The sequence below is a fragment of the Pseudoclavibacter sp. RFBG4 genome (genome assembly GCF_002931515.1).
In the GTDB taxonomy this organism is placed as follows: Bacteria; Actinomycetota; Actinomycetes; order Actinomycetales; family Microbacteriaceae; genus Pseudoclavibacter.
On sequence record NZ_PSYC01000029.1, the window covers coordinates 37896 to 64376 of the forward strand.

22 protein-coding genes and 1 pseudogene are annotated in these 26481 nt (G+C 63.5%); 8 read left to right on the forward strand and 15 right to left on the reverse strand.

Features of this window, described 5'->3' with window-relative positions; translation table 11 throughout:
* Positions 1-190 precede the first annotated feature (190 nt).
* The 3 genes from C5E10_RS11545 (at position 191) to C5E10_RS11555 (ending at position 4015) form a co-directional block, all read left to right on the forward strand.
* A complete protein-coding gene (locus C5E10_RS11545) occupies positions 191-682 on the forward strand; it encodes an ECF transporter S component (RefSeq protein ID WP_146080245.1) in 492 nt (163 codons plus the stop codon).
* Between the two features lie 563 nt (positions 683-1245).
* A complete protein-coding gene (locus tag C5E10_RS11550; protein ID WP_181062738.1) occupies positions 1246-3471 on the forward strand; it encodes a LuxR family transcriptional regulator in 2226 nt (741 codons plus the stop codon).
* A 190-nt stretch (positions 3472-3661) separates the two neighbouring features.
* Positions 3662-4015 carry an iron chaperone gene (locus C5E10_RS11555; RefSeq protein WP_104331767.1) on the forward strand — a complete coding sequence of 118 codons (354 nt, stop codon included), beginning with the start codon at positions 3662-3664 and terminating at the stop codon, positions 4013-4015.
* A 16-nt stretch (positions 4016-4031) separates the two neighbouring features.
* Here the strand turns inward: C5E10_RS11555 and C5E10_RS11560 are convergent, their stop codons facing one another.
* From C5E10_RS11560 to C5E10_RS11575, 4 genes are read right to left on the reverse strand one after another with little or no spacing between them, the layout of a single operon-like run.
* Entirely contained in the window at positions 4032-5960 is a 1929-nt protein-coding gene (locus C5E10_RS11560; RefSeq protein ID WP_104331768.1) for an ATP-binding cassette domain-containing protein, read from the reverse strand.
* Positions 5957-7228 carry a hypothetical protein gene (locus C5E10_RS11565; protein WP_104331769.1) on the reverse strand — a complete coding sequence of 424 codons (1272 nt, stop codon included), beginning with the start codon at positions 7226-7228 and terminating at the stop codon, positions 5957-5959. Before C5E10_RS11565 ends, C5E10_RS11560 begins: the two co-directional genes overlap by 4 nt.
* A 59-nt stretch (positions 7229-7287) precedes the next feature.
* Positions 7288-8151, reverse strand: coding sequence for a hypothetical protein (locus tag C5E10_RS11570; protein ID WP_181062739.1), 864 nt, complete (start codon positions 8149-8151; stop codon positions 7288-7290).
* A gap of 20 nt (positions 8152-8171) precedes the next feature.
* Positions 8172-8555, reverse strand: a complete 384-nt coding sequence (locus C5E10_RS11575) for a peptidase inhibitor family I36 protein (protein WP_146080247.1) — start codon at positions 8553-8555, stop codon at positions 8172-8174.
* Positions 8556-9326: 771 nt separating this feature from the next.
* On the opposite strand from C5E10_RS11575, the gene C5E10_RS11580 reads away from it, so the two are divergent.
* The gene (locus tag C5E10_RS11580; RefSeq protein ID WP_104331772.1) at positions 9327-11024 is read left to right on the forward strand and encodes a ribonuclease J; all 1698 of its coding nucleotides are present in this window, start codon (positions 9327-9329) and stop codon (positions 11022-11024) included.
* Positions 11025-11293: 269 nt separating this feature from the next.
* Here C5E10_RS11580 and C5E10_RS11585 read toward each other — a convergent pair whose 3' ends face one another.
* From C5E10_RS11585 to C5E10_RS11625, 11 genes are all read right to left on the reverse strand, one after another.
* Positions 11294-12121, reverse strand: a complete 828-nt coding sequence (locus tag C5E10_RS11585) for an AraC family transcriptional regulator (RefSeq protein WP_181062740.1) — start codon at positions 12119-12121, stop codon at positions 11294-11296.
* A 299-nt stretch (positions 12122-12420) separates the two neighbouring features.
* Positions 12421-12594 (reverse strand): hypothetical protein, encoded by a 174-nt coding sequence (locus tag C5E10_RS19175; RefSeq protein ID WP_181062741.1) that lies wholly within the window; start codon positions 12592-12594, stop codon positions 12421-12423.
* 411 nt (positions 12595-13005) lie between these two features.
* Complete coding sequence (locus C5E10_RS11590) at positions 13006-13356, reverse strand: hypothetical protein (RefSeq protein WP_146080248.1); 351 nt, start codon at positions 13354-13356, stop codon at positions 13006-13008.
* A gap of 55 nt (positions 13357-13411) precedes the next feature.
* Positions 13412-14116 (reverse strand): hypothetical protein, encoded by a 705-nt coding sequence (locus tag C5E10_RS18880; protein WP_146080249.1) that lies wholly within the window; start codon positions 14114-14116, stop codon positions 13412-13414.
* A 204-nt stretch (positions 14117-14320) separates the two neighbouring features.
* Positions 14321-16258, reverse strand: coding sequence for an ATP-binding cassette domain-containing protein (locus C5E10_RS11595; RefSeq protein WP_104331775.1), 1938 nt, complete (start codon positions 16256-16258; stop codon positions 14321-14323).
* Positions 16255-17508 (reverse strand): hypothetical protein, encoded by a 1254-nt coding sequence (locus C5E10_RS11600; protein ID WP_146080250.1) that lies wholly within the window; start codon positions 17506-17508, stop codon positions 16255-16257. The genes C5E10_RS11595 and C5E10_RS11600 overlap by 4 nt, the downstream gene beginning before the upstream one ends.
* Positions 17505-18386: a hypothetical protein gene (locus C5E10_RS11605; RefSeq protein WP_146080251.1), complete on the reverse strand. Its 882-nt coding sequence runs from the start codon at positions 18384-18386 to the stop codon at positions 17505-17507. Before C5E10_RS11605 ends, C5E10_RS11600 begins: the two co-directional genes overlap by 4 nt.
* A 14-nt stretch (positions 18387-18400) precedes the next feature.
* Positions 18401-18817 carry a peptidase inhibitor family I36 protein gene (locus tag C5E10_RS11610; protein ID WP_104331778.1) on the reverse strand — a complete coding sequence of 139 codons (417 nt, stop codon included), beginning with the start codon at positions 18815-18817 and terminating at the stop codon, positions 18401-18403.
* Between the two features lie 452 nt (positions 18818-19269).
* On the reverse strand, positions 19270-19617 hold the full coding sequence (locus C5E10_RS11615) for a prolyl oligopeptidase family serine peptidase (RefSeq protein ID WP_308471716.1): 348 nt from the start codon (positions 19615-19617) through the stop codon (positions 19270-19272).
* On the reverse strand, positions 19566-20027 hold the full coding sequence (locus C5E10_RS11620; RefSeq protein WP_181062743.1) for an alpha/beta hydrolase: 462 nt from the start codon (positions 20025-20027) through the stop codon (positions 19566-19568). Before C5E10_RS11620 ends, C5E10_RS11615 begins: the two co-directional genes overlap by 52 nt.
* Before the next feature lie 212 nt (positions 20028-20239).
* Positions 20240-20653: a hypothetical protein gene (locus C5E10_RS11625; protein WP_104331781.1), complete on the reverse strand. Its 414-nt coding sequence runs from the start codon at positions 20651-20653 to the stop codon at positions 20240-20242.
* A 263-nt stretch (positions 20654-20916) separates the two neighbouring features.
* Here C5E10_RS11625 and C5E10_RS19565 point away from each other — a divergent pair.
* The 4 genes and pseudogenes from C5E10_RS19565 to C5E10_RS11645 form a co-directional block, all read left to right on the forward strand.
* Positions 20917-21468, forward strand: a pseudogene (locus C5E10_RS19565) (relaxase domain-containing protein); the annotation flags it as partial.
* Positions 21469-22071: 603 nt separating this feature from the next.
* A complete protein-coding gene (locus C5E10_RS11635; protein ID WP_374953510.1) occupies positions 22072-23967 on the forward strand; it encodes an ATP-dependent RecD-like DNA helicase in 1896 nt (631 codons plus the stop codon).
* 521 nt (positions 23968-24488) lie between these two features.
* Entirely contained in the window at positions 24489-24911 is a 423-nt protein-coding gene (locus tag C5E10_RS11640) for a hypothetical protein (RefSeq protein WP_146080253.1), read from the forward strand.
* A 117-nt stretch (positions 24912-25028) separates the two neighbouring features.
* The gene (locus tag C5E10_RS11645) at positions 25029-26369 is read left to right on the forward strand and encodes a hypothetical protein (protein WP_104331785.1); all 1341 of its coding nucleotides are present in this window, start codon (positions 25029-25031) and stop codon (positions 26367-26369) included.
* Positions 26370-26481: the final 112 nt, after the last annotated feature.

Below are 26481 nucleotides of genomic sequence, written 5' to 3' on the forward strand. Positions count from 1 at the left end.
CGGGAGTGATCCTCGGGTTCTGAGTGCCAGTCTCGAGTCTTCACGTCACCTACTCTCAGTTCAGGGACATCACGTCGATCAGGGAGAAGCAGTGGGCCGAACCACACAGACGGAACGGCCTGCCGCGTCTCCCAGGTCCGGTGGCAGCTCCACCCTGATGCGGCTTGGTGCTCTCGCGGCGCTCGGAGCCGTGATCGCGCTCGTGATCTCACCGCTGACGACGGTGCTCGCACCTGTCTCACCGCCGGCGTATGCGGTGGTCGCTTCTTTCACCATGGCTACTCCCATGCTGGCGGCTCTCCTGGTTCCGAGGTTCGGCAGTGCAACCTTCGTGGCATTCTTCACCGCGGCGTTGCTGATAGCGACACCGCTCGGTCCGCTTCTCATCGTGGCACTCACTGTCCCGGCGTTGGCCATCGAACTCGTGCTCTTCGGCGCACGACGACGCTCACCCAGACCGCCGCGCATCAACGCCCGCGCTCTGCCGCCGGTGGCGGTGTGGATGACGGCGTGCGCTGCTGGAGGACTGACCATCGGTGTTCTCTCGCTCGCCGTGCTGTCTCCTGAAGTGTCCTCTCCCGCGCTGATCGCACTCATCCTCGTGCTCCGAGTCGGCGCCTACGTCGGTATCGGTGCCCTCGTGCGCCGGTTGCGCGCGCAGCTGCACAACGCAGGGCTGTAGGAGCGAGACCTTCGCGCCGAGACCTTCGCGCCGAGCGCTGAGCGCCGCGCAGTCCAGCATCCTCTCGAATCTCATGTTCGACCCTCTAATCGACGTTGTCCCCGGGGAAGTGATCCGGGCAAATATGATTGCGGGGATATTGGCCGGAAGCACTCGGTGCCACCACTTGAGGTGACCTGTGCAGGATGAGGAGAAACGGGAGCGTGCCCAGCCGTCGTATGCCCCGCCTGGGGCGGGGTCACGTGTACCGTGCACGCCTCACCGAACGGATCGAAGCCGGTGATGCGGTCACCGTCCTGAGGGCCCCTGCTGGATATGGCAAGACCGCTCTTCTGGCCGAGTGGGCCCAAAGCAGGGCGCTCACGTTCTGGGTCGACGCATCCGGTGAGTCAGGCACCCAGACAGCGATCTGGCGCGACGCGCTGACTGCGATCTCTGAGGGGTTGGGCCTCGAACCCTCTCACGCGGCGAGCGTGCTGTCTGAGACGTTTCTCCCGGAAGGGGCGTATCTGGATCATCTGGTGTCTGCGCTTCGCAGCGTGGGTGAGCCTGTCTGTCTGGTCGTGGACAGTGCTGAGGAACTCCACGATGAGCTGGTGCTGGCAGACCTCCTGGCCATTTCGGAGCGGTACCGATTCGTTCGCTTCGTGCTCGCGACGCGCACTGTGAGTGTTCTGGAGTCGGCCGATGCGCGTGTCCGCGTCGATGTCACCGTTGTCGAGGCGCACGAGCTCCTCTTCACCGCTGAGGAGGGGGCCGAGGCCCTCCGATCCGCATATGGCGCCGCCACTGCCGACGCGTGGAAAGAAGTGGAAACGGCGAGCGCACGCGTTCCCATTCTCGTTCGGCTCGCGGGTTCGGATGTGGCTGAGCAGAGGGATATCTCCTCGCCTCGCGTCTGGCTGCAGAAGCGGCTCCAGGTCCTGGCAGACTCTGATCTCCGGACGCGTGGACTTCTCGACGCGCTCACGACGTTCAGTGCCACCGAGTTCATCACGCGTCCACTCGCCGCGGCACTCGATGTTCCGGTCGAGGCCATCGACTGGGCCGAGACGATGGGGCTCGGCAGCTCTGCCTTGGGAAGGGCCGGTCTCGAGTTCCGGCTCACACGGCTGGCCCTCGATGCCCTGCGTGAGCGTGCGCAGGCCCAGGACCGTGATCTCTACATCCGCACGCGCAGGTCCTTCGCGGATTGGGCGTGGAAGCACGAGTATCCCGTGGAAGCGCTCATCGCGGCCGCCGACATCGAGGACCATGCGCTGAGCAGTGCCGTGATCACGGACTACTGGTTCGAGCTGTTCGTGGTGCATCAGGGCCTTGTGCCGAAGCTCTTCGGGACCGCGCACCGTTCTACCCTGCTGCGTTGGCCGATCTTGGCGGCCGCTCTTGCCCTGCAGTACTTCGGCCAGAAGGACCATCAGTGGAAGGCCCGAGAGATGTTCGGCATCGCGATGCTCGGGATATCGATACGACGTCGGAGCGCCACTCCGGATCAGAAGATCGTGTTCTCTCTCTTGGAGATGGTGGCCGCGCGTATCACCCACGGGCGGTCGGACCGTGCGAGCAGGGTGGCGCAACGACTCGCGACGCAGCTCGAGGAGCTTCCGACGGAGAGCCGGGCCGAGATCGCGAACCTCATTCCATATGTCGTCACGCAGGTGTCTGCGACGCTGCTGTTCGGCGGAGAGACGACGGGAGCGCTCAACGTGCTGATGAGCGGATCGAGCACTGCGCGCTTGAATCAGCCCCATCGGCACTCCCGCTACTTCGCGCTCTCGTTACGCGCTGGAGCTCATGCCCTTGCCGGTGAGATGAGCGAAGCCGAGCACGCACTGGCCGAACTCGCACTCATTCCCGGGCAGGAGGCGCGACACAACAACTACTCGGGGTCCCCCGCTCGTCTCGCGGAGGCCTACCTGCATCTCGAAGCCGGAAGGCCTGTGGATGCTCGGGCGCGGTTGGCTCCACTGCGTGAACACTACGAGACCATCGAGAACGTTCACCTCCTCTTGCGAGCAGAGGCCTGGTCCTACATCGGCGCCGGTCAAGCTCATGCCGGTCTCGAGTTCGTGCGCACGATGCGTGTGCAGATCGGTCGTCAGCGGACCGTCAACCAGTTCGTCGCCGCACACCTCGCTCAGACCCTGGTGATGCTCACCGCCGCCAGCGGGGACGTGCGCTCCGCAGAGACGCACCTCGATCAGATACCCCGGCATGCCATGTCCTTCACGACGCAGGCCCTGCACGCACACCTGGCGCTGCTTCGAGGCGATCCGCACCGGGCGCTTGCAGCACTTGGTACAGACCTGGCGGAGGCACGTACACCCCGCGAGCGCGCTGCGCGCTCCTTGCTGCAAGCAGTCGCTCACGATGCGCTCGACGAGGGGCCGTCAGCCGCACGCGCGTTCACCAGCGGGGTCACGAGCATGACGCGCGACGGTTTGACGTTGCCCCTCCGAGCGTTGATGCCGCACGCTGGGTCGCGCTTGCTCCGCCTGGCAACTGCACACGGTGACGAGCGCACGCGCCTGTTCGTCGCCTCTCTCGCCGAACCCGGCGAAACCGGTGAGGTTCAGAGAGCGGACCCCAGAGCCCCCCGTCTCACGCGCCGCGAGCACGACGTGCTCCTGGAGCTGGCCCGCACCCCTCGGTACGCGAGCATCGCCACTGCGCTCTTCGTGACGCTCGCCACTGTGCGCACGCACGTCCGTTCGATCTATCGCAAGCTCGGCGTGACGAATCGTGAAGATGCGCTCGCAGCAGCGCGCAAGGCCAATCTGCTGGATTGATCCAAGGATCGCCCGATGGAGACGCTGCAAGTCCTTGGGGGCTTGAGGCACGGAAAGCGAAGCCCTTACTCCGATCCGGTCATCATCGATTTCGAGCCGATGCGCAGCGGTGAACACGAAGCCACCACGCGGGATATCCACCGGTGCTTCGTGGTTGCGAGACGGCAACGGATTGTCGAAGACTTGTGAGATGACGGTCTCGAACCACGACGAGTACATTGCCGCGGCGCCGGAGCAGTTCCGTACGTTGCTCACCACACTGCGCGCACAGTTGGCGAAGGCTCTGCCGGATGCGCAGGAGGTCATCGAATACGACATGCCAGGGTTTCGGATAGAGGGTTCCATCATCGCCAGCTACGCCGCCTTTACGAGGCAATGCGGTCTCTACCTCTCCCCCGGCGCTCTCACCGCCCACGCCGACGACATCGCGGCACTCGGGCTGAAGGCCAGCAAGACCGGCATTACGTTCCCGGCGAGCAAGCCCCTCCCTGAGACCCTGGTCGAACGGCTCGCCCTGAGCTCCCGCAGCGACGTCGAAAAGTAGGGAGTCGCCCCAACGTTCACACGGTTCTGAGCGCCCTCGCGGGCTCGATCAGGGCGGCTCGACGGGCCGGGATGACGGAAGAGAGCGCACCTGCAGTCGTTCCAACGAGAACCGCGACGAGTGCGCCCAACGGATCGAAGGTGGGAGCCCACCGGAGCAGCAGACAGGCCACCGTCGTCGCCGCGATCCCGAGCGAGGCACCGGCTAAGCCGCCTGAAAGTCCGAGAAGGAAGCCCTCAGCGAGGAACAGGATTCGGATATCTCGGCGCGTAGCGCCGACGGCTCTGCGAAGTGCGATCTCTCGGGTGCGAGCCAGGACTGTGAGGAACATCGAGATCGAGCACGTCAGACAGACCAGGACGAGGAGCACCGCAGAGATGACCAGGACGTTGGAGGCAAGGTCACTGTTCACCCCTTGAGCGAGATCCCGCAGATCTGCGACTGTTTGCACGCGGACGGACTCCGGGTTGCCTGGAGCCACGGTAAGCGGGATGGCTTCGGCGATTCTCGCTGGCAGCCCGGGCTCAGTCCGGACCAGAACCGAGTAGGTACTTCCGATCGGCGAAGTGAATTCCCCCTGCGAGACCAGGACCGCACGTGCCAGTGTCGGGTCTCGGTCGGCGCCGGTGATGAACCCCACGATGACGGCACGCTGGTCGGCGATGGTCACCATGTCGCCGACGCGCCCATCCGGGATACCCCATTCGGTCGCGATTTCACGGCCGAGAATCACGGTTGGCGTGCCCTGTCGTGCGGTGAGGAGCTCTGCAGCCTGGGCAGGCCACACAGAGATGCCGTTGATGCCCAGATACGCACCGTCGACTGACCGAATGTCGGCTGCCAGAGGAATGACGGTGCCGCCTACGGGTCGGGTGACGTCGACATCGTTGCTGGCCGTCTGAGTGATCGAGCTTGCTCCGATGACGCCTTCGATCTGGGAGATCTGCGCGGCTGCCTCCGATGCAGCTTCCGGACCGTCGAGCCTGACGATGACTTCGTCGAGCGCAGCCGCCGAGAGTGTTGATGAGACCTGGTCTGCCGCCGAGCTCGTCAGGTTCACGGCAACCACGAGTCCGCCGACTGCGATGAGAAATGCTGCGAGGATGGTGGCGGATCGCACCGGGCTCAGGAGCAGAGCGGTGAGTGCCTCTGCAAGATGCCAACGACCTGCGGGCCTTCGGCGTTGTGGCGCGGTGGCGGCGGGAAGGGTCTCCTCGACGACAGATTCCGCGGCGCTCGGTGCAGAGACGGGAGCCTCTTCGTGCGACGCTGCCGAGTCCTCGTGGAGTTCGCCGTCGATGATCCGAATTCGGCGCCCCGCGGCCGCGGCGACCTCCTCCGAGTGCGTGATGAGGACAATAGTCGTGCCTTGCTCGTTCAGGTCCTTCAGGAGCTGCATGACGCGGTGCGTGTTCGCCGAGTCAAGGTTGCCCGTGGGCTCGTCTGCCAGGAGCACCACCGGGGCACTCGCAATTGCGCGCGCGAAGGCGACACGCTGCCGTTCGCCCCCGCTCAGGCTTCCAGCCACCTGATCCGCCTTCTCCAGGAGCCCGAAGTGCCTGAGTGACTCGACGACCGTCGCTACCTGATCGGTGTGGACGATCCTGTTCATCCGCAAGGGCAGGGCAACGTTGCGCGCAACGGTCTCACTCGGCAGCACGAACGAGTCCTGAAAGACGAACCCGAGCTTCTCGGCCCGCAGCGCGTCGCGCTGTCGCTCGGGTATTCCCATCGTCTCGAGACCGTCAATTCGCAGGCTGCCGCTATCGGGTTCGTCGAGCAGCCCGAGCAAGTTGAGAAGGGTCGTCTTTCCCGCACCGGATTGACCGAGGACAGCCACGAATTCGCCGGCGTGGACGGTCAGACTGATGTCCGCAAGGACCGTCTGCTTGCCATGCTCGTACGACTTCGAGACACCGCTCACCTCGAGGATCGGCTGACTCACGGCGCCAGCCGAAGGCGGTCGCCGCCGACCAAACCTGCGTCCTCGTTGATCTGCACCCAGCCATCACCGGTATCCAAGACCTTCACGGCCACCGTTGCTCCCGGCGGGAAAGACTGGGATTCTTCGACGATGACGTGCGGGTCTGTCGCTGCCCCACGGATAGCGACGAGCGGAACCGCTAACACGGGCGTCCCCTCGCTGGTCGGTGAGACTTGCACAGGGGTGCCGGCGGGCAGGGATTTCCAGGACTCAGGCAGCGTCACGTCGAAGTCTCGCCCGGCTGTGGTCGCTGCTGTCTCGTCCTCGTCGCCTTCGGTGGGGAGTTCGAAGTCCCCGAGCATCTGGACAGTGCCGATCTCATCCGCGACACCCGGGGCCGTGAGCATCACTTCCGCACCGACGGTGAGCAAGCTCTCGTTGACCACAGTCACTCGCCCGCCGATGTGAGCATTGGGGCCGACGATCGTCGCGACCGGCGCATCCGCCTTTGCCAGATCGCCAAGCTTCGCGTTGGCGACCACGTTCGCAGTCGGGCCAGACAATTGAACGATTTCGTGGACGTCGACGTAGGGCGCTGTTACGGGCCCCACAGGCGCAGCAGAGGCGGTCGGGAGCGGCGTTGCAGCCGCGGTCGCATCCAGTGGCTGCTGACTCTGAGCAGCTGTGGGGAGTTCGTACCCCAGGCGATCCCAGAGGGAGTCTGCCGCGTCCATGGTGTTGGCAGTGAAGGTTGTGTCGACGTCGAAGTCGCCGCCGATGGTCTGTGCAAGCGCGCTTTCGAAGGCGAACACATCGCTGCCTTCGTCGCCCACGGTCAGGTCGCGGTACAACGGGGAGATCACCTGCAGAGCGATCTGCGGGCGCCCCGCTACCGCGACGAGCAAGGCCCCACTTGCGATCTCTTCTCCTGCGCTGGGTCCGGCTTGCGTCACGTACGGGATTTCATTGGCAGTGGTGGTGTCTGAGATGACGACCTCGGTCTTCGCACCTGGCGAGACCTGCGCCTGCACAGAAACACGTTCGGTGACCACGCGTGTCTCAACCGGTGCGATGACGGTTGCCGGTGTCGCGTCGTCGAACGCCTGCGAGGCTTGAGAGCGCGGGATGAGCGAGCCAGCCACGAACCCGCCCGCTCCCACAAGAGCGACAGCCAGCGCGAACACGATGGCAACACGGGAACGGGCGACCCTGGGAAGCGTGACGCGCCCCTCCTGCTCAGGACCTTCGTTCTCGCTGCTCCGAGCGGCCTGTCTGATGTTCGAACTCATAGGATCATCGACGTCCAATTCAGAGACACAAACGGCCCAGAGCGCGCGTCCGCCTCACGCTACTTTCCCGTGATGATCGAAGCGGCCTCGTCGACAACCGCCTTCTGCTCAGCGAGTGACTCGTCGAGGGCCGCCTGCTGCTGGTCGATCAGAGCAGCCTGGTATTGCGACTCCACATCGCCCAATACCTGGACGCGATTGACCGAGACGCTGCACTCGGCCTCGGCCACGGCCGTCCGCAACGACAATTCGGGGTCATCAGGTACGACGGGGCTGACCGGAACACTCTCCTGGTCGTGCACGGTCTCGAGCCCCGCGTCGATCAGACACTGCTCCCACTCCTGATCGATCGCCGTCCACCGTTCATCGGCTGTGGCCAGCGCGTACGCGGTGTTCATGAGGTTGGCCGCGAGGTAGAACTCGGGATCCTGGTCTCGGGATGCGAGGGAACCACGTCCGACTGAGGGGAGGAAGTCGATCTCAGCCACGCACCCATCGAGGATGCGGGCATCGGCCTCGGTCGGGTCCTGCCCCGCCGACTCGTTCGGGTCAGCGAGGGAGACTTCACCGACGTTCAGCGCGTAGCCGTACTGCGCGGCTTCGGCAACATCCCAGAGTCCGTATCGTCGGTCGGCAGGTTGAGCGCCTGGCTGCTCCGGTTCAGTGGCCACGTACGATCCGCCTGCGGCGGTGACGCACTGTTGGACGAGAATGTCGTTGGCGTAGTCAACAGATCTCAACGCGTCCGTGTCCATCAGGTAGGCGTCAATCGGGAAGACGAACTGCCCGGTGCTCTCATCTACGAGGACCGACACATCTTCGTAGCCCACAAGGCTCACCGATGGCAGGGTCGACTCGGTTGGCAGCGCAGCGGGAGACGGGCCGGCACAGGAGGCCAGCGTGAGCACGAGGAGAGGTGCCACGCAGATTGCGGTGAGCGTTCTCATATGGTCTTCAAGGACGAGATGCGGTCGTTCCACCCCACGTAGGCGAGATTCCCGAGCGCGTTCCATCCGGCGACGGTGGCCGATGGCCCCGTCCCATTCCACGAATCCCAGATGGTCATAGACCGACCGGTTCGCATGTTGATGCTCGAGACCTGGTTGTTGAGTGGGTGCGCATCGAGGCTGATGTCCGGCTGTGTAGGCCAGGGGCTAATGGCCCACGGCGCCGACGCAAAATCGGCAGTGATGAAGAAGCAGGGCTTGCCCTGCTCGCACTGGTTGCGATTGTCAGCCGCGTTCGCCGGCGCCGCTCCGGCGAGCGCCGCTGCAACCAGAAGCCCGAGCGCCACCGTCGCCGAGGAAATCTTCACTTTCAATGACAATTGCCCCCCTTGAAGTTATTCTTGGATCCACTATCAAGAGCACATTAGCACGGTCCAAACCCAGTCAGAGAACCAGCGCGTACCTATGCTGACACCCTTCCCTCCAACTCCTAGGGGACCTCATTCTGATCAGTCCTAGCCAGAGCCGGTGCACCGGGCTGTCGTCCGGGCTGGGGCCGACATTCGACGACTCCACCACCCAGACTGCTTGATAACGGAACGACACAGAGTTTCGCTGGGTTCGCAGGGGAAGGTGCGGCCACAACAAGGGTTTCCGGCGACGGTCGCGGCACACACGGCACGAACGGCGTGCGCTGCGGCCGCGACCGCGCTACTCAAGGAGCTGGACTACCACCAGTCAGTTCGCCATACACGCGCCAGGCGGCAAGCTGTCGTCGCTCGTAGCTCGTAGTCCGGTGGTCGCAGCGGTCTGCGAGGCGCGCCCCTTCCGTGACTTCTGGCAGCTGCCCCTCCTGTACTCGCCGTCTCAGCAGTCGCGCTTAGGCTGTAGAGAACAGCAACGCTTCAGTCGCCCAGCTGTGCCGCACAGATTCTTCGCAGTGAGCACGGAGGTCGACCGGCGTTCACGCCTGCCGCAGAGCTATCTTCGCCAGCGACGAAGCGGCCGGAGCGCCAACGTTTCTCCTCCAGGTCGAATCTGCCTGGCGTTGATCGCGCCTGGCGCTCGGCAGCAATTGACTTCGCTCTACCTCCACATTGCGTGCGGACCCGAACTGGGGTCCGTCCGCTCAGACTCCACAGAAAGTACCCATGAAGAACACTTCGAAGCACAACCTCGAACTCTCAGCGCCGAAGCGCCTCCCCGGCGACGCGATGCGGATCACCCCACTCGGAGGCCTCGGGGAGATCGGCCGGAACATGACGGTCTTCGAATACCGCGGCAAGCTCCTCATCATCGACTGCGGCGTGCTGTTCCCCGAGGAGAGCCAGCCGGGCATCGACGTCATCCTCCCGGACTTCGCCGCGATCCGCGATCGACTGAGCGATGTCGTGGCGATCGTGCTCACGCACGGCCACGAGGACCACATCGGCGGTGTCCCGTACCTGCTGAAGGAGCGCGCGGATATCCCGATCGTGGGATCGCAGCTCACATTGGCTCTCATCACTGCGAAGCTGGCCGAGCACGGCATCAAGCCCCCGACATCTCAGGTGGCGGCCAACGATCGCGTCAAGATGGGCCCATTCGATCTGGAGTTCTTCGCCGTGAACCACTCCATTCCGGATGGTCTTGCCGTCGCGGTGCGCACGGAAGCTGGCCTTGTTCTCCACACGGGTGACTTCAAGATGGACCAGTTCCCGCTCGACAACCGGCTCACTGACCTCGGTGGATTCGCGCGCCTCGCCGACGAGGGGGTCGATCTGTTCCTCGTCGACTCCACGAACGCTGACGTTCCGGGTTTCACGACATCCGAACGGGATCTCGCGCCGGCCATCGACGAGGTGTTCCGGAACGCGCCGAAGCGCATCGTCGTCTCGAGTTTCGCGAGCCACATCCATCGCATTCAGCAGATTCTGGATGCCGCGGAACGGCACGGCCGCAAGGTCGCGTTCGTTGGGCGTTCCATGGTGCGCAACATGGAGATCGCGGGGCGTCTCGGGTACCTCAAGGTGCCGGCGGGCATCGTCGTGGACCTCAAGCGCCTGGAGAAGCTGCCCGCCCAGCAAGCTGTCCTCGTGTGCACTGGCTCGCAGGGTGAGCCCATGGCGGCACTCTCGCGCATGGCGCGCCGCGAGCACATCATCACAGTCGGTGAAGGCGACACGATTCTGCTCGCGAGCTCGCTGATCCCGGGCAACGAGAACGCCATCTACGGTGTCATCAACGCGCTCATCCGGTGGGGCGCGACGGTCGTGCACAAAGGCAATGCGAAGGTGCACGTGTCCGGACACGCCAGCGCCGGGGAGCTCGCCTACTGCTACAACATCCTCTCGCCAACCGCGGTCCTGCCTGTGCATGGCGAGTGGCGTCACCTCACGGCCAACGCTGAGATCGCCGTTCGGACCGGGATCCCGCGGGACCGCGTCCACATCATCGAGGATGGGGTTTCCGTCGATCTCCGACGGGGCGTGACGAGCGTCAGCGGCCGGATTCCGGCACCCCACATCTTCGTCGACGGCACCACCATGGGCGTCGCGACCGACGCCGCACTCGATGATCGACGGATACTTGCGGAAGAAGGCGCGCTCACGATTCTCGCGATCTACGACGAGCGCACGCAGGAACTCGTCGAAGAGCTCGAGTTCTTCGCCTCGGGATTCGTGGAAGAGCCCGGCTGGCAGAGCAACGCCCGGAACACTATCTCCGCGGCGATCACGAAGGCCCGCTCCAACGGCGCTCGCTTGACCCCGGAGGGGCTCGAAAAGCTGATCACGCGGGCGGTCTCGCAGTGGCTCCTGCGCCGCCATCGCCGCGAGCCGATCGTCACGGCCATCGTCGTCGACGCCTGATCCGTTCCCCGACGGCCGCACCGGAGCAACCCCGAGAAGGGTCAAATCTGGCTTCCCCGTCCGCTTGCCGATGAGATGGGGAGTCCCCATCTCATCGGCCGGGCGCGTGGGGCAACGGCTCTCTCACCTCGGAGGGTCGCTCCAACTTCTCGGAGACGAGAGCAGTGGACCGGACCCGAACGGCGCGGACGAATTCGCATGCAAACGACGGGATTCGAAACCGCCCCGGCAGTCCCCTGCGACTTCGCGGCCAGGGAGCAAGAGCACTTCTATCGGCCAGCCACGGCAGTCTCGTGTGCGTACATCCGCCTCGCGTACTGGAGCATGCGCAGGTTTCTGAAGCCAACCTGAAGTGCGATCGCCTTCAGATCCTGAGGGGTTGCTTGAGCAGGCATGAGGTCACGAGCAAGGCTGAGGCGCCTTTCGCGCAGGGCCGTCGCCGGAGTCGTGTCGATGGCGCGAAAGACGCGGTGCAGGTGCGAAGTGGAGATTCCCACCCGGTCGGCGAGCTCGGTGACCGAGAAATCGGGGTCGCTCGCGTGGTCGAGGATGAGCTGCTGTGCACGCTGCAGGAGCGCCCCCGACGGGCCCGGAGCGTGCATCGTCGACCGAAGTGCGGCGATAACCAGAGTCTCGATCGCGTTTCGCCAGGCCAGAAAGGGAAGTGTCTCTTCCTCCGGCTGGCCGTCGAAAGAAGCTGCAGCGGCAGCGAGAGCAACGCGTCGCAGGCTCGCGTCCGGGATGCGTGGGCGGCCGTCGGAGATGTCCGCCCCCAGAACAGCCTCGATCTTGGATCGTCGGATACCGAAGACGAACCTGCTCGATTCCTCTACGGTGCGGATACCGGCGGGAAGCGCCGTGTCGTGGATGAAGATCGGAGGTGTTGCAGTCTGCGGCGACTCTGCTGCTTCTTCTTCGGTGACGCTGAGGGTTCCACGCATCATGAAGCTCAGATAGACGCGATCAAGGCCGGTCTCGTGCGTCGGGCGAACCCGGACTTCCATGGGCGTGTGCCAGATGCGGGTGACGCTGATGCTGGGACTGGAGATGAGATCCGCGAAGAGCCGGAAATCCTCGCCGAGTGCTATCGGCTGCACCCCATGAGCTTCCAGCCACTCGCCCGCACGGTCGCCAGACAGAGCAATGTCGAGTTCCGCATTCATTCTGAGAAGCCTCCGTGCCCACGACGCCGTGAAGATCCCGCGCCGATGGTCGGGACTTGCTGGGCCAAACCATATATTTCCGCGGCAGGGAGATAGCTAGACGTCCGGGCTCACCCCGGATGTGGCCTATGTGTCATCGCGGAGAACGGCAGCGCCCTGACGTCCTCGGGCGGGCGCCACCTCGCGTTTGTGGGTGGTGCGCGAGCACTCTTGTGTCGAGCTGCTGCTGGGCGTCAGAAGAAAGCAGCGACAGCAACGGCGATCCCGATGCTCATTGTGATGCCTACGGCACCAAGCGCCAGGAGCTCACGCGGCATCACGCGGCGCTCGTACGACGCCCAGTAGTCCTCAGGCGCAGGAGGTGTCGGTGCTACCGCTGCCGTGCGATCGATTGTCTCCGAAGTCATATAGCTAGTTTAGCTAGCTATATATATCCACCGAAACCCTTGACAACCGCGCGAAACCCAGTTCGCGTAGCCGCCGATACGCAAGGCGGTCGGCATCGCGTGGGTCGCTACTGCTTCGTTCCCATCCGCAGACTCCAGACCCCCAGGCCCAGCAGGGCGGCGGTGAGCGGAACCAGTGGCAACCAAGAGCCGCTCTGCCCAGATTGAGGACCATGTTCGTGAGGCCAACGATCAGTCCGCCGATCCACGTCGCCGGCCATGCCAGCTCCCGGGAGATCAGCGGCCCAACAGCCTGACCGTCGGAGAGCAGGTGGTGCACTCCCCTCGGGGCCTGACACACCCAAGGAGAACGAAAGAAAAACCCTCCGGCCAGCAACTCAAAGTTGCAGCCGGAGGGTCATCAGAGCGAGCTCAGCTAGACGCAAGATTCCTGCGGTCTAGCGCTGCTGACCGTACGCGCGACGAGTGAGCAATCGAAATGAGAATCTTGCGCAACCGAGTCTCCCCTTCCAAGAGTGGACTATCCCGGTAGCTGTACAGGGATTTACCGAATGCAGTTCCGTTGGCTACGACAAGGAATATTGGAATCACAAACGGAGCATCGTAGTCGATCATGAAGTACAACAGAACCACGACGAGAGTTACGGCGGCGAACGCGATCCTTGAAACGCGTTCCTCAAATTCCACCATGACCCCGATACCGATTGCGAGCACCAGGATAGCTCCGTAGAAGCCAACACCGTTAGCAAGAAGATCATTCATCGGCATCCAATCGTTTGTGACTTTTCGAGCTTACAACACGTAAGTCATGAGGGGGCTAGCCACGAACGTGGAGCAGAGCCCCTGGGGCTGGTGCCACCACGGCATGCAGGCAACCTTTAGGGTTCTGGCGGTTCGCGGTCGCAGCCTGGATACTTAGGTACCCGGCATACCCACCGCAGGCGATCGCAACACCCTTGATTTTAAAGGCGCTGGCCATCGCTGAACAAACACCAAGGGCACCCGAATAGCTCGTTGCCGCATTGACTTCAGATCGCGATAGCGTCATGCCGTATGCAGCATTGCGCCACCCCCACGTCGGATCAGCAACAATTGGGTACACAGTCTCAGCCGAAGGTTCGATGATCTGCACGAGCACACTGTCGCGTTCAATGTAGTGCGTGTCTACCGCGAGTCCACCGGCATCCACTGCCCAGGCTGCCTCAACTGGAATGAGCAGCGCCTCTTCGCCGCCACCAATGAACGATGCGTTACCTTCTTCGTCGACGACCGCTTGGTAGCCATTCATTGCGTAGGAGTACTCGTGGTCCGAGCTTGGGTCGGGAATGATCGTCTGGACTCGCGTGCTGCCGTTTTCGAGAGCCTGGACTGCGAGCGATGCCCCGAGTTCAGCGTCTTTGCCTTCTTCGACAGCAGGGAACACGACGGTGCCGTTGTCCGAAACCGACGCGTCTTGGAGAGAGAGTCTTTCAGGGAGGACGATCTCCGCTTCGATGCTTGCACCGTCGATGGTTGCTCCCACAACGACAGGCTCAGCAGCGTCGAGTGGGATCACTGTGGACGTTTCACCAGAGATGGCAGTCAACGTCGTATCCGTTTCGATACCTTGGACGGGAATAGCGCCGTCCTGCTTGCCGCTCGGAGCAGGGAATTCCGCTCGACTATCGGTGACCCGCGATCTGGTTGCCGGAGGCGGTAGTTGCCCTGGCTCGGTCGTGTCAGGAGGTCAGCGAGCTCGCAGGGCAACGGCTGGCTCGATGCGTGAGGCGCGGCGCGCAGGAACCAGGGCGGCGACAACGCCTACGAGAAGCCCGCCAGCGATTCCGATCCAGACCGTCGCAAACACAAACTGAGGGGTCCATCCCTGCATTGCGCAGACCAGTGTCGTGGCCGCGAGGCCTACGGAGACCCCGCAGAGACCACCAATAATCCCGGTCGTGGCACCCTCGAGAACGAACAGGGACTGTATTTGTCCACGGCTCGCGCCTAGCGCTCTCCGCAGGGCGATCTCATGAGTGCGGGCAGACACGCTCAAGAGGATCGACACCGAGGTCGTGAGGCACGTCAGGACCAAGACCACGCCAGAGATAACCGCCAGGTTCAGCGCTAAGTCGGTATCCACCCCGAGTTGGAGCGCGCGCAAATCAGCCACGGTCTCGATGCGCACGGAATCTGGATTTGCGGTGTCGAGGGCAAGTGGAATGACCTCGGATAGGACTGCTGGCGCACCGGGCAGCGTTCGCACAACGAGCTTTAGTGTCGAGTCCTGGGGAACGACGAGATCTGCTGCTGAAACAAGCACGGCTTGAGACAGCGCCGGGTCACGGCCCGCGGACCGCAGATGACCTACCACCGTCACTTCTTGCCCCGCCACACTGATCTGATCGCCAACTCGACCGATGGGCACTCCGAGCTCTTCCGCCGCATCCGCTCCAAGCACCGCTGTGACGATCCCATCCTCGGCATCCATCTGCTCGAGAGCCGTCGCAGGCCACACGCTCGCCCCTCCGAGGTTGAGCAATGAGGCATCGACTGCAATCGTGGGGCCGTCCAGTTGCAAGGCGGGCGCCCCGTAGAGCGGCCTGTTCGTTGACGCTCCCGCACCAGAGAGTTCAACGCGTTGCCCCACGCCCACTGTCGCTTCGAGCGAGCTGATGGTCTCGGCTGCGTGCGCCAGTTCGGCATGAGGACTTTGAATCGCAGAGACCTCTGGAAGGACGACGACTTCATCGAGCGCGGCGGCTGAAAGTCGCTGCGATATCTGAGCTGATGAAGTCGCGCCGATGTTGACGGCGGCGACCAGTCCTCCCATAGAGAGAACGAAGGCCGCCAGTAGAAGGCCAGAACGCCTCGGCGCAACCGCCAGCGATGTGACAGCGTCTGAGAGCGTTTCGAGGAGACGACGCCTGTGAGCTCCGCCAGAAGGCACGGAGGAGGTCAACGGGCGGACCGCGGGAGGAGTTGCAAGATCGCGCAGCGAAGCGGCCGAATCCGAGTCGGTCGTTTGTGTGATTGTTCCGTCACGTATCACCACTGTGCGGTCTGCCTGCGCCGCGACCTCGTGCGAGTGGGTGATGACAATGACGGTGGTGCCACCAGTGGAGAGCTCACGAAGGTAGGCAACAACTGCGGCGGAGTTCTCCGAGTCAAGGTTGCCTGTCGGCTCATCAGCCAGAAGAACGCGTGGACTGGTGGCGATTGCTCGGGCGATCGCTACACGCTGCCGTTCCCCACCGGAAAGTTCACCCGCTCGCTTGGAGCCCAGGCGTCGAATACCAAGCCTCTCAAGAGAGGCTGCCGATTCCGTTGCCTGTGTCGCTTTGTCGTCACCTCGAATCCTGAGCCCGAGAGCAGTGTTGCGCATCACGCTCTCACACGGGAGCACGAACGAGTCCTGGAACACGAAGCCGAAGGTGTCTCCCCTGAGCGAATCTCGCTGCCTCTCGGGAATCTCGGCGACATCTTGACCGTCTAGGAGGTAGACGCCGGATGAGGGTCGGTCAAGGAGACCAAGGACGTTCAACAGGCTGGATTTACCAGCGCCGGAGGGTCCAACGATTGCTAGGAACTCTCCACTGAAGATCTGGAGGTCTACGGACGAGAGCGCTTCGGTGTCGTCGAATCGTCTACCCACTGCTCGGAGCTCGATGATGGGAACGCTCATGGCGTGACCAAGACGACGTCGCCTGTACTGAGGCCGCCTGAATCGAGGAGTTCAACCCAACCATCTGAACTTCGCCCGAGCGCAACGTCCACCCGACGGGGTCCTGCGTCCGTTTCCTGGGACTGCACGAGGAGGTACGGGGCAGCACCTGCGTCTCGGACTGCCGTTACCGGAACCGCCAGCGAGAGCTGCTCTGCTCCAGCTATCGACAGAGTGACCGCAGTACCGATCGGGAGCCCTTCGGCCCAGTCCGCAGGAACACTGGCCGTAATGTCCCGGCCTGACGCCTGAGGCGCAGTCTCGTTCGCATCCGTCGAGGCGGCAATGAAATCGCTGACCTCGGTCACCACCGAAGTCGCAGCTTCCTTCCCCGCGGCGCGGAGGAGAACCGATGTTCCGATCGGAAGCGCGTCAGCATCGGTCACGGAGGCACGCCCTCGAACCGTGTTTGCCCCCACCTGCAGCGCCGCCACGGGCGTGTCTGAACCAATGGAAGCAGCGAGAGGAAGAATCGACGCGACTGTTGCTGTATCAGCCGGAATCTGCACGATCTCGGTGATGCTCACATACGGTTGAGAAGAGGGCACCGCCGGAGGGGCCTGCGTTGCGGGTGGGGCAGGTGTCGCCCCCGCGCTATCCGCCGACGAAGTGTAGCTCGGCCCGAGCGACGTCGCGGAAGCCCTCTCGGGGAGGTCGTAGCCTCGCGCCTCCCAAAGCTCAGACGCTGCTTCGAGCGTCGCTTCGGTGAACTCGGAATCGATGTCGAAGCCACCATATCCAGCTCTGGAAAGCGCCGATTCGAAGGCCTCAACGTCGTTGCCCGTGTCCCCGATGCCCAGGGAACGATACAGCGGCGAACCGCCGCCGAGGACAACCAGAGGCCTGCCCATGATTTCAAGCAGGAGCTCACCGTTGGAGACTAGCGATCCGGCTGTGAGGGACGACTTGGTGACCAGCGGGAGCGAATCGGCGCCCCCTTGGACGACGGGCTTGACTTCCACAGTGGACCCAGCCGTGACCGCAGCCTGAATCTCAATGTCTGAGGAGATGGCACGATTCTCGAGCTCGGCAGTGACCACCGGATTTAACTCGACTGCCGATTGGACCGTCGAAGTCTGGCTTGCGAGCGTGCTTCCGAGGACAACGCCCGCAACACCGACGAGCACGACCGTGACGAGGAACGCCGCTACCCTCCGCCTGTGAGGGACGAAGGGTAGCTCCGCATTCACTGATTTGCGAGTTCGAGTCACTGATTGATGATCTCGTCCACGCGAACACGAATGTCCGCGACGCGCTCACTGACGCCGTTGAGCGCGGTCGTTTGCCCCTCAATCAGCGCCGCCTGATATCGGGCCTCTAGGTCCGCAACCCGGTGGATGTAGTTCGTTTCTTCCTTGCAGTCCACATCGGTCACGGCTGCGCGGATCTGCTCTTCAAGCGCCTCGGGGACCTCGGGGAGGACGTCAGTGACTTCCGTTGGAGGCTTCAGTCCGCTTTCGCTGAGGCACGCAGACCAATCCGCGTGCGCACTTGCCCAAGCGTCTGTAGCCGAGGCCAGGACGTAGGCGTCGCTGGCGATCTTCGTAGCCGGCCCCGTGATCTCCTGCGCAGAGTCGTCCATATAGTCCTTCCCCAGCAGCGGCAGTAGCTCTGTCGTGGCGGCGCAACTTTCGAAGGCCGGGTCCCAACCGCTGGATAGCTCTGCCTCCGCAGAGTTCAGCGCCTCAAGGTCCACCGACGCAGAGTTGGCTAGTTTCGGAATCGTGTAGCCATACACTTCAGCGGCCTCGCGGTTCCAGATGCCGTAGACCCGATCCGGGCTAGGTTGGCTGGCCTCCTGTTTTTCGGGCGTGTGGAATTTGAACCCGGCTTCCTCCATACAGCTGGCAATCAGCATCGCGTTCGCCACCCCCACGCGCTGAATTTCATCATCGGCGAGAAAGTACTTATCGATCGGCATGACGATCTGTTCAGTGGCAGGGTTTAGCTCGGCTTTTACCGCACTGAACTTCGAGATGTCAATGTCGGTCGGCACGCTGACTTCGTCAGGACTGCTGGTGCATCCCGTTGTGACCACAAGGAGTAGAGCTGCACTCACGAAACCCAAAGCAATGTTCTTCCTAGACATTCCCAGCATCTCAGTTACTGAGGGTAGATGCTATCGATACGGTCGTTCCAGACCTCGCTCCCGCTCAGGCCCACGTTGGCCAGCTGCAGATAGTAGTGGGCACCCGTAGGCCCGTAGATGAACTTGCGCCCATAGCCGAGCTCGTCCTCGAAGTAGGCAACGCTTGTGCTTCGGAAGCTGTTGTGCACCGATGAGATCTCGTCATGCCAGATCCATCCACTCACCGGCTGGTAGAGGTACTTAAGCTCACCGTAGGCGCCGTTCGAGCCGGACTTCACGCCGGCACCGCCCCAGTTTGCGTGCTCCCAGAAGCAGTGGACGCCGCGCTCGCAGGGACCGACAATGGCGGCAGATGAGGCCGGCGCAACTGCTACCGCAATGCCAGACGCTACAGCGAGAGCTGCCACGAATGCAGCAACCTTCTTGTACATGCTTCTCCTCCGGCAAGCCCAGTCCGCACTGAGCACTTATTTGACACATTGCATCGCGCGAAGTGAACTTGAAATCCCCGCGGTTCGAACGTAGCAGACCTTCTCTTCGCTGTGGGCATCTTGGGCACAAACCGTGTTCCAGACCGTCACATAACCGCATCTGGGCTCCGAACTCCCCGGGGATATCTATCCGAAAAAGTGGGTAGCGAAGGGCAAAGCGGCTATCCAGACATCGAACGTTGTGAAGTCCGGAGCACGGGTCGCGTGGGTCTTGAGCAACAGGCACGCCACCTCCCTGCTCGCTGCGACCTCATCTACGGTGCGTGGCCGGGTAATCGCCCATCTGACGACCCTCGGCCCGACAGAGGTCATCCGCCTCAGGTGACTCGGTTGGAGCTGGGCATACCAACCGATGGCTCGTGCGCCTAAGGCCCCCGCGATGAGGGGACTCCCTAGAGCACCCGGTCGAAGAAGTCCGCGGTCATGGTTCCGAAATTCAGGTCAGAGTCGCTGTCCATGCTCGGAGGTGTGTCGGCCCACTCGTGGCGTGCGTTCGCGATCTCTCGGAAGGCGACGGGCACGTTCGCGTCCCTGAGCGCGTCTTGGAGCGCGGTTCCTTGAGCGAACTCGACGATCTGGTCGTCGGTTCCGTGCACGATGAGGACTGGCGGTGCGTGTGTTGTGATCCAAGTGATCGGGCTGACGTCGTCCAGAGCTTCCCTGCTTGGTGAGTTTCCAAGCAGCCCGGTCACCTCGTTGGCTTCATCAACCACTGACCGTCTGAGATCCGCGGGACACACAGCCAAGGATGCGGCGTTGACAGATACGGGCTCGCGAAATGCCAGTGTGCTGCGATGTGTGCTCCGGCGGAGAAGACCCAGACGCCGACGCGCCTGGGGTCTCCTCCGAACTGCTCGATGTGCTCGAGGACCCACTTCGGAGCGTCGTGGGCGTCCTCATACTGCGCCGGCCACTGCGCACGCGTAGTCAGGCGGTAGGTCACCGAGATGGCCACGCATCCGCGCGCCGTGAGCAGCGGGTTCAGCCATGGATGCATGCCTGCGCCGTGGTCGCCTTCGTGCCATCCTCCGCCGTGGAAGAAGATCGCGACTGGCCGCAGGACGCTACCGTCGTTGCTCGGTGGCGTCAGCACGTCCAGTGCGAGCGCGGGTTTCACGCGGCTGTACGGAAGGCCCGCGTAGAAGGACATCGCCGATGACACCATGATCAGGCAGTACCTCTCGGAACGCGGCCAACCGCGAAGAGCGCACAGCAGGCGCCGGCCGATGGCCGATCACAAGCCCTGGGGCGTGCGACCGGCCATGTCCACTGCTCTTCACGTGTCCGGACAGCCGCGCACACCGGGTGGCCGCTCTCGCTGACCGGTCACGGGGACAATCGCGCTCCGGCCAGCATGGCCGTTCAGCGTTCGATGTGGTGCGCGCGGCCAATTTCGTTGCCGAACATGTCCCGTGTCCGTCTGGCCGACTTGCGGTCAGCCTTGTCCAAAGGCGGTCCGATCCAGAGGTCGAGAGCGGCCAGGTACCCCTCGACGGCGGCACGATCGAGTCGACCGGTTACCGGGTCGAGAGTGGCCGCGTCCGCGATTCGGATCGTGGTGTCCGTGACGAGCACGGCCAGGCCCAGGAGTGCGGCTGCTGGTGGGTGTCCGGACTCGGTGGCCGCGGTCACGAGTTCCTCAAGCTCGGGAAGTTCCCGTGCGGCCATGTCCGGGTTTCCCATGAACCAGGCGACGACCGCCTGGTGATCTTCGGCTGCCCACTGCTGGTCGAGCTTGCGGAGCTGGTTCGCTGCGGTGCGGTTCGTGCGTGTCATGACTGACCTCTCCTCGCCGGGCCGCGTTACCGCGCCCGGCGGTGTTCCCGGGGCGGCGCTGGGCATTCCCGGAGGGCGAGCCGTGTGCTCTTCCCTCCCCTCCCATGCGTCAACTCGGCCGGAACGCGTCAACGACGCCTGAACCGCCTCGATTCACGTCGAGACATGAATCGTCAGAGTCACGTGGAGAGGACCCAGGGAGTAAGAGCAACGAACGACTGAAGGTGAGGAGAGAGAACGAGGAAAGACGGGCTGAAGGAGAGATGAGTGGAGAGGACAAGGGAAACGGAGGAAGGGAGAGTGACGGACACGAAGAGAGAAACGATGTAAGGCACGCCGGATCGACCGTGGCCCGCTTCACCGCCACCGAGGCGGGAATCGCCGTCGATAAGCTCGGCGTGGAGCAGCTGAAAGCCTGGGTCGCGGGCAGCGACCCAACCACCGGGGTGCATCGCGGCTACCAAATGCAGGGGCCCGACGCGGATCTCCTCTTCGATGCGACCGTGAACGCACCCAAAACGCTATCGCTCGCCTCAATGCTGGACCCGGAGATCGCGGCCGCGTTCGACGCCCTGCAGGAGCGGATCCGCGATCGCAGCATCGAGATGTGGCGCACCGAGCTCAATGCTCGCCGCGACGCACAAGGCCGCATCAGCATGGACCTCGCGTAGATCGAGGTCGTCGAGCTCAAGCACGCCCGGTCACGCTCCCTCGACCCCCACGCCCACACCCACTTGTGGCTCAACGCCCGTGTCCTCGGCCAGGATGGCCGCTGGTCAAACCTCGGCTCCCGGACAATGCTGCGCTTCCAGACGTTGGTCAACGCGGAAGGCCAGCTGGCCGCGGTCACGGACACGGAATGGGTAGCCACGCTCGCGGCCAAGGCCCGCTTCTTGTCGGAGTGGCAGGCTGACCACCCCGGACAGGAGCCGACGGTCAATGACCAGATGGCCATTGACCGGCGCGCGTGGGCGGTCGGACGGCCTGAGAAGCCGGACATGCTGTCCGAGGAGGACTGGGCGGAGAGCGTCCGCCGCGAGCTCACCGACCTCGACCCAGCCCTGCTGAAGCTGCGCAAGCCGGTCACTCCCCCGGTCACCGACCGGGCTGTCCGCGTATCCGCGTCGGACATTGACCGCGTGGCCAGGCTGGCCATCGCGGACGCCGACTCCCGGTCAACCTCTTCCAGCGGCCGGTTCTCGGACTTCACGCTGCGCGCGGGCGCGGTCCGCGCGGTGGCTCGAGTGGTGGCCACCGGCGACCGCGACGTGCTCGCGTCCACCGTGGACGCTGCGCTCGACCGGGCACGCGGCCGCCACCTCATCGACCTGGCCACGGACACCATAGACGTGCCGGGTGGGGTTGGCCGGTACATGCTGTCCGAGACGGCCACCCTGAAGCGCGACGTCGACGAGGGCATGAAGGCGCAAGCGAAGCGCGGGAAGAACGTGGCCACGGACGTCATCGAGAAGCTGGCCAGCAACCCGAAGGTTGGCGGGGAGTACGGCCTGGACGAGCAGCAGACGAAGGCGGCCTGCGCGATCGCGGGCTCCTCGCGCCAGGTCACGGTCATCGGCCCCGCGGGGGCGGGCAAGACGACCATGTTGAAAGTGGCCAGAGCGTCACTGTCCGGCCAGGGCCGAAAGGTGCTCATCGTCGCGCCGACGAAGAAAGCGTCGTCCGTGGCGGCACGCGAAACCGGCGCGGACGCGACCAGCCTGCACGCGCTGCTCTTCCAGTACGGGTTCCGATGGAGCCCGGACAAGGACACGGGACGGCCAGTCTGGCAGCGCCTGGCCATCGGCCAGAAAGACCCGGTGTCCAAGGACGGCCATGTTTACCGTGGGCCGAAGGACAAGGCCGTGGTTGATCGGAAGACGCGCATCGTCGTGGACGAGGCGGGCATGGTCGACCTGCACACCATGCACGCGCTGCTCCTGGTGACTGCCGAGACGGGCGCCGGAATCGCGCTCACCGGTGATCCCGCCCAGGTGAACCCCGTCGGCCACACGGGAGCGATGGCGCTCGGCCAGCGCTACGCCGACACTCACGTCGATCTCGAATCCGTGCACCGCTTCCGTACCGAAGAGGGCGAGACGGACACGGCCTACGCGAACCTGACGCTGCGGATGCGGTCCGGCGAGGATCCGGACACCGTGGCGCACGAGCTCGTGACCGGTGGCCACGTCCGGACAGCGGCCACCATGACCGAGCTACATGCGGCCATGCGTGACCGTTACCTGGAGCTGGCCGGACACAAGGACCGGGCCGCTCTGTGCGTGGCCACGAACGAGGAAACGGTCACCCTCAACGACCTCATCCAAGAACAGCGCATTGTCCGCGGACAGGTGACTGGCAAGGTGCTGGCCAGCACTAGGGACGGGTCGGTCATCTACGCGGGCGACGTCGTGCAGACCAGGCAGAACGACAGCGAACAGAACGTTGAGAACCGCCAGGTCTGGACCGTCCGGAAAAAGACGCCGACCGGGAAGCTGCTCCTCGAGTCCGTCGACCAGAAGGGGCTCACGACCATGGTCAACGCGGCCGACAAGCTCGCCCTCGCCTACGCGTCCACGATTCATGGCATCCAGGGCGAAACCGTGCACGGCGCCATCGTCGGCCCCGGCGTCGACGCCGCCGGCCTCTACGTTGGGCTCACCCGCGGGAAGCACGTCAACGAGGCGTTCCTCGTCGCGAGCGACGACGCGGCCGCGGAGCGGCAGCTCGTGGAGTCGCTGCGCCGCGGAGACCTCGAAGCCAGCCTGCACGACAACTACCGGGCGCTGCATCGTGAACTACGAATCTCGGCACGCGAAGGCGTGTTCGCGCCCACACATTGGCAGCAGCGACCCGCGGGGCATGTCCTCGACCTCGACGCTGCCGAGGCGCAGATCCTCCCCGCGCCCACGCACGCCGAGCTGCAGGCCATCAAGGACACTTCCGACCGCCTCGAAGGCGAGCTGCGGCAGCTCCGCCAGGCCCGCAACGACGCAAACTCGGACCCGCGCCGCGACGGGGGGGCACAAGTTGCGGACATCGAAGCGCTCCAGGTCCAGATGAATGAAGCACGCGGGCTCGAACGCGAAGCGTTTAAGGTCTCCGTGCCGGATTTGCGCAGGCTCGACGCGATCCAGGCCGAGCGTGTCACACGGACACAGCTCCTTGCACCCGATGTCGCGGGTCGAGAGCACGAGGAACGCGTGAGTCACGCGCGTCGCGATCGAAAGCGACGCCCTGTCGATGTGCACGCCCATCAGCTCGGAAGTGCAACACGCGAGCCTCACGAGCGCAGTGCCGTTGGCCCATCGCTCTGATCGGCCCTCAGCACAAACGCAGGATCCGTTTCCACAAGACACGTCCTGGCAGAAATCATGCGCTCCGAACCGGCGAACCGTGCTCAAGGCAGGCGCGCGGGCTGTGCCGACGATCCTGTTCGCTGCGGCAACGCTGCCGGACGCCGCATCCCGGCCGCACCCGAACATCAGCAACGCAGCGAGTCAGAGGGCCCCGGTGAGCAGCACCGCGCTGCGGCCAGCTGGCTCGCCACCGTTTGCCGACCAGTACTGCGGCACGGCCATGGTGATGTCTACGAACGACGGCAACAGCCCATGTGTTGAGGACCGAGCCTATGTCGGACGTTCAGACCCCCGTCATGACATCAGAGCCCGCCCGGAGCCTCGTCGGGCGCGCCACACGTCCGACGCGGATGCGTTCGATCCAGGCCCCAGCCGACAAAAAGCATCATCTCAGGCAGTGAGGGTGCGCGAAATTCCCCCTTTGTCCAGGTATCCAGGGATCACTTCTCCTCATGTAAAAAGTCTGGTACAAACGAATCGTGCGCAAATTCGCCGTTCCACTGCTCGGGTCCGCTCTGATCGTGCTCACGAGCGCCTGCTCACCTGGGGCGGGTAACGAATCATCCGAATCTGTGGCAGGCCTCTGGGCTTCACCCGAAGAGGAAGAATTCAGCGCCTTGGCCAACCCGAAGGGAACTCTCACCCGAGATGACTCTGGCTGCTGGGGCCTGGCGGTTGAGAGCGGAGCAGGGTCGAATTTCTACGTCGCCCGCTTCCCGTACGAGACTCATCTCACGTCGGATCAGGCAGGGGTCGAGCTTCCCGACGGGAGGGTGTTCTCCGAGGGTGATCTCGTCGACGGTACCGGCGGGTTCGCTTCTGGGAGTACCCGCGAGGAATTGATCGGACTACCGGAGATCTGCTCGCCAGATCAGGTTGTCTTCCTGAGTCAGATCGACTGAATCTTCGCTAACATTTTGCTTGCCATTTGCGCGAACCTGTCTGTAAGTTCAGAAAAGTGGTGGCAAGGGCCACAGCTAGGGAACCTGACAGGGGACAATATGAATAGAAGAAATCCAATGGGGATTTCCACCCTAACGCTGGCGATATCCGGAGTGGCGGGCCTGTTGCTCATCGGGCTTCCAGCGCTTCCAGCTGTGGCAGCGCCGGAGGAGGATTCAAAAACCAGCTACGATGCTGTCGAACCGATGGACTCCACGAACCTCAAGCTCGTTGAGGGCCTGGACGCCCAGGGAGAGTGCCTCTTCCGCTCGGCTGTCTACCCGGCTGGTGGCATCGGTTATGAGGACAGTTCGCTGCCGTACGACGAATATTCAGAGGTTGATGCCGCGTTCCTCACCGTTCGCGCGCAGGCTCTGCGTGCTCACCCTAACGAGTTCATGGATCTGTACGCAGATCCAAGCGACCCAACTCAACGTACCGGAGTCCTCGTCGCAACTCAGGACTGGAAGATCGCTCCAGAAAGCACCCTTGAGGCGCTGTCTCGGAACGACTCCAAGCTTCGTGAGGCACTCGACATCTTGGACAAAGAAGGCATCGAGATACGCGTCGAGAACAAAACGGCCTTAAGTGTCAACCAGGTCTGCCAGACGCAGGATTCGTTCTTCAAACTGACGAACTCCGCAGGGAAACCCCTCAACCTGGCACTGTTGCCAGATCCTCCCACCGGCCAGCTGCAAGTACTGGTGGGCAAGAGCGACGTTGAAATCGTCACGCGTCATGCCGAACAGTTCGGGAAACTGGTCCGAGTCGAAACCGAAGGTGAGGGTGTCGAGGCTGCTGGACGCTACAACGACTCTGCACCATGGAACGGCGGCAACAGGACGGAAGCCTGCTCCAATGCGTTCCGCGTGAACACCACTGGCACCGTCACCGCGGCTCATTGCTCGCAAGGTGTAATCGACCACGCTGACGGCGCAGGTGGCTATATGGGTACCACCACGAGCTCACTCAAGTCAGCCAAGGTTGACGCAATGGTGATCAAAGGAAGTAGCTACTCGCGCAACGTATGGATGGGCGGTGTCCTGACCAGTAGCGCGCTCCCGGCATACGGTCTCTACCCTGCAAACTCCATTCAGCTGGGCAACCAAGTGCTCGTTTCCGGATCAAAGAGTGGCCAGGCCACGCTCAGCTACGTAGGCATGGCTGGTGGTTGCCTCACCTACGACGGCACTCAGTACTGCCAGATTCAGCGCTTCTGGGCACAGCCTGGGAAGTTCATCAAGGGCGATAGCGGTGGTCCAGTTGCTGCCTACGACCCTGCAAACGGACGAATAATCCCGCTCGGAATCGTTGCGGCCATCCCACTGGGGGTGGACGTGATGACGACAGCACACAGCGCCTACGTGACACGACTCGAGGCTGCAGCGTATCTCTGGGGCGGCTCTACGTTCGGCTGATTCCAAAGCGTAGTCTCTGAACGCGGAGCATCGACGCAGCGAGCGAGCATGTTGTATGCAACCAACGTGGATCAACACAGCACGCTTCCAGCAGGCGCGACCCGACGACAAC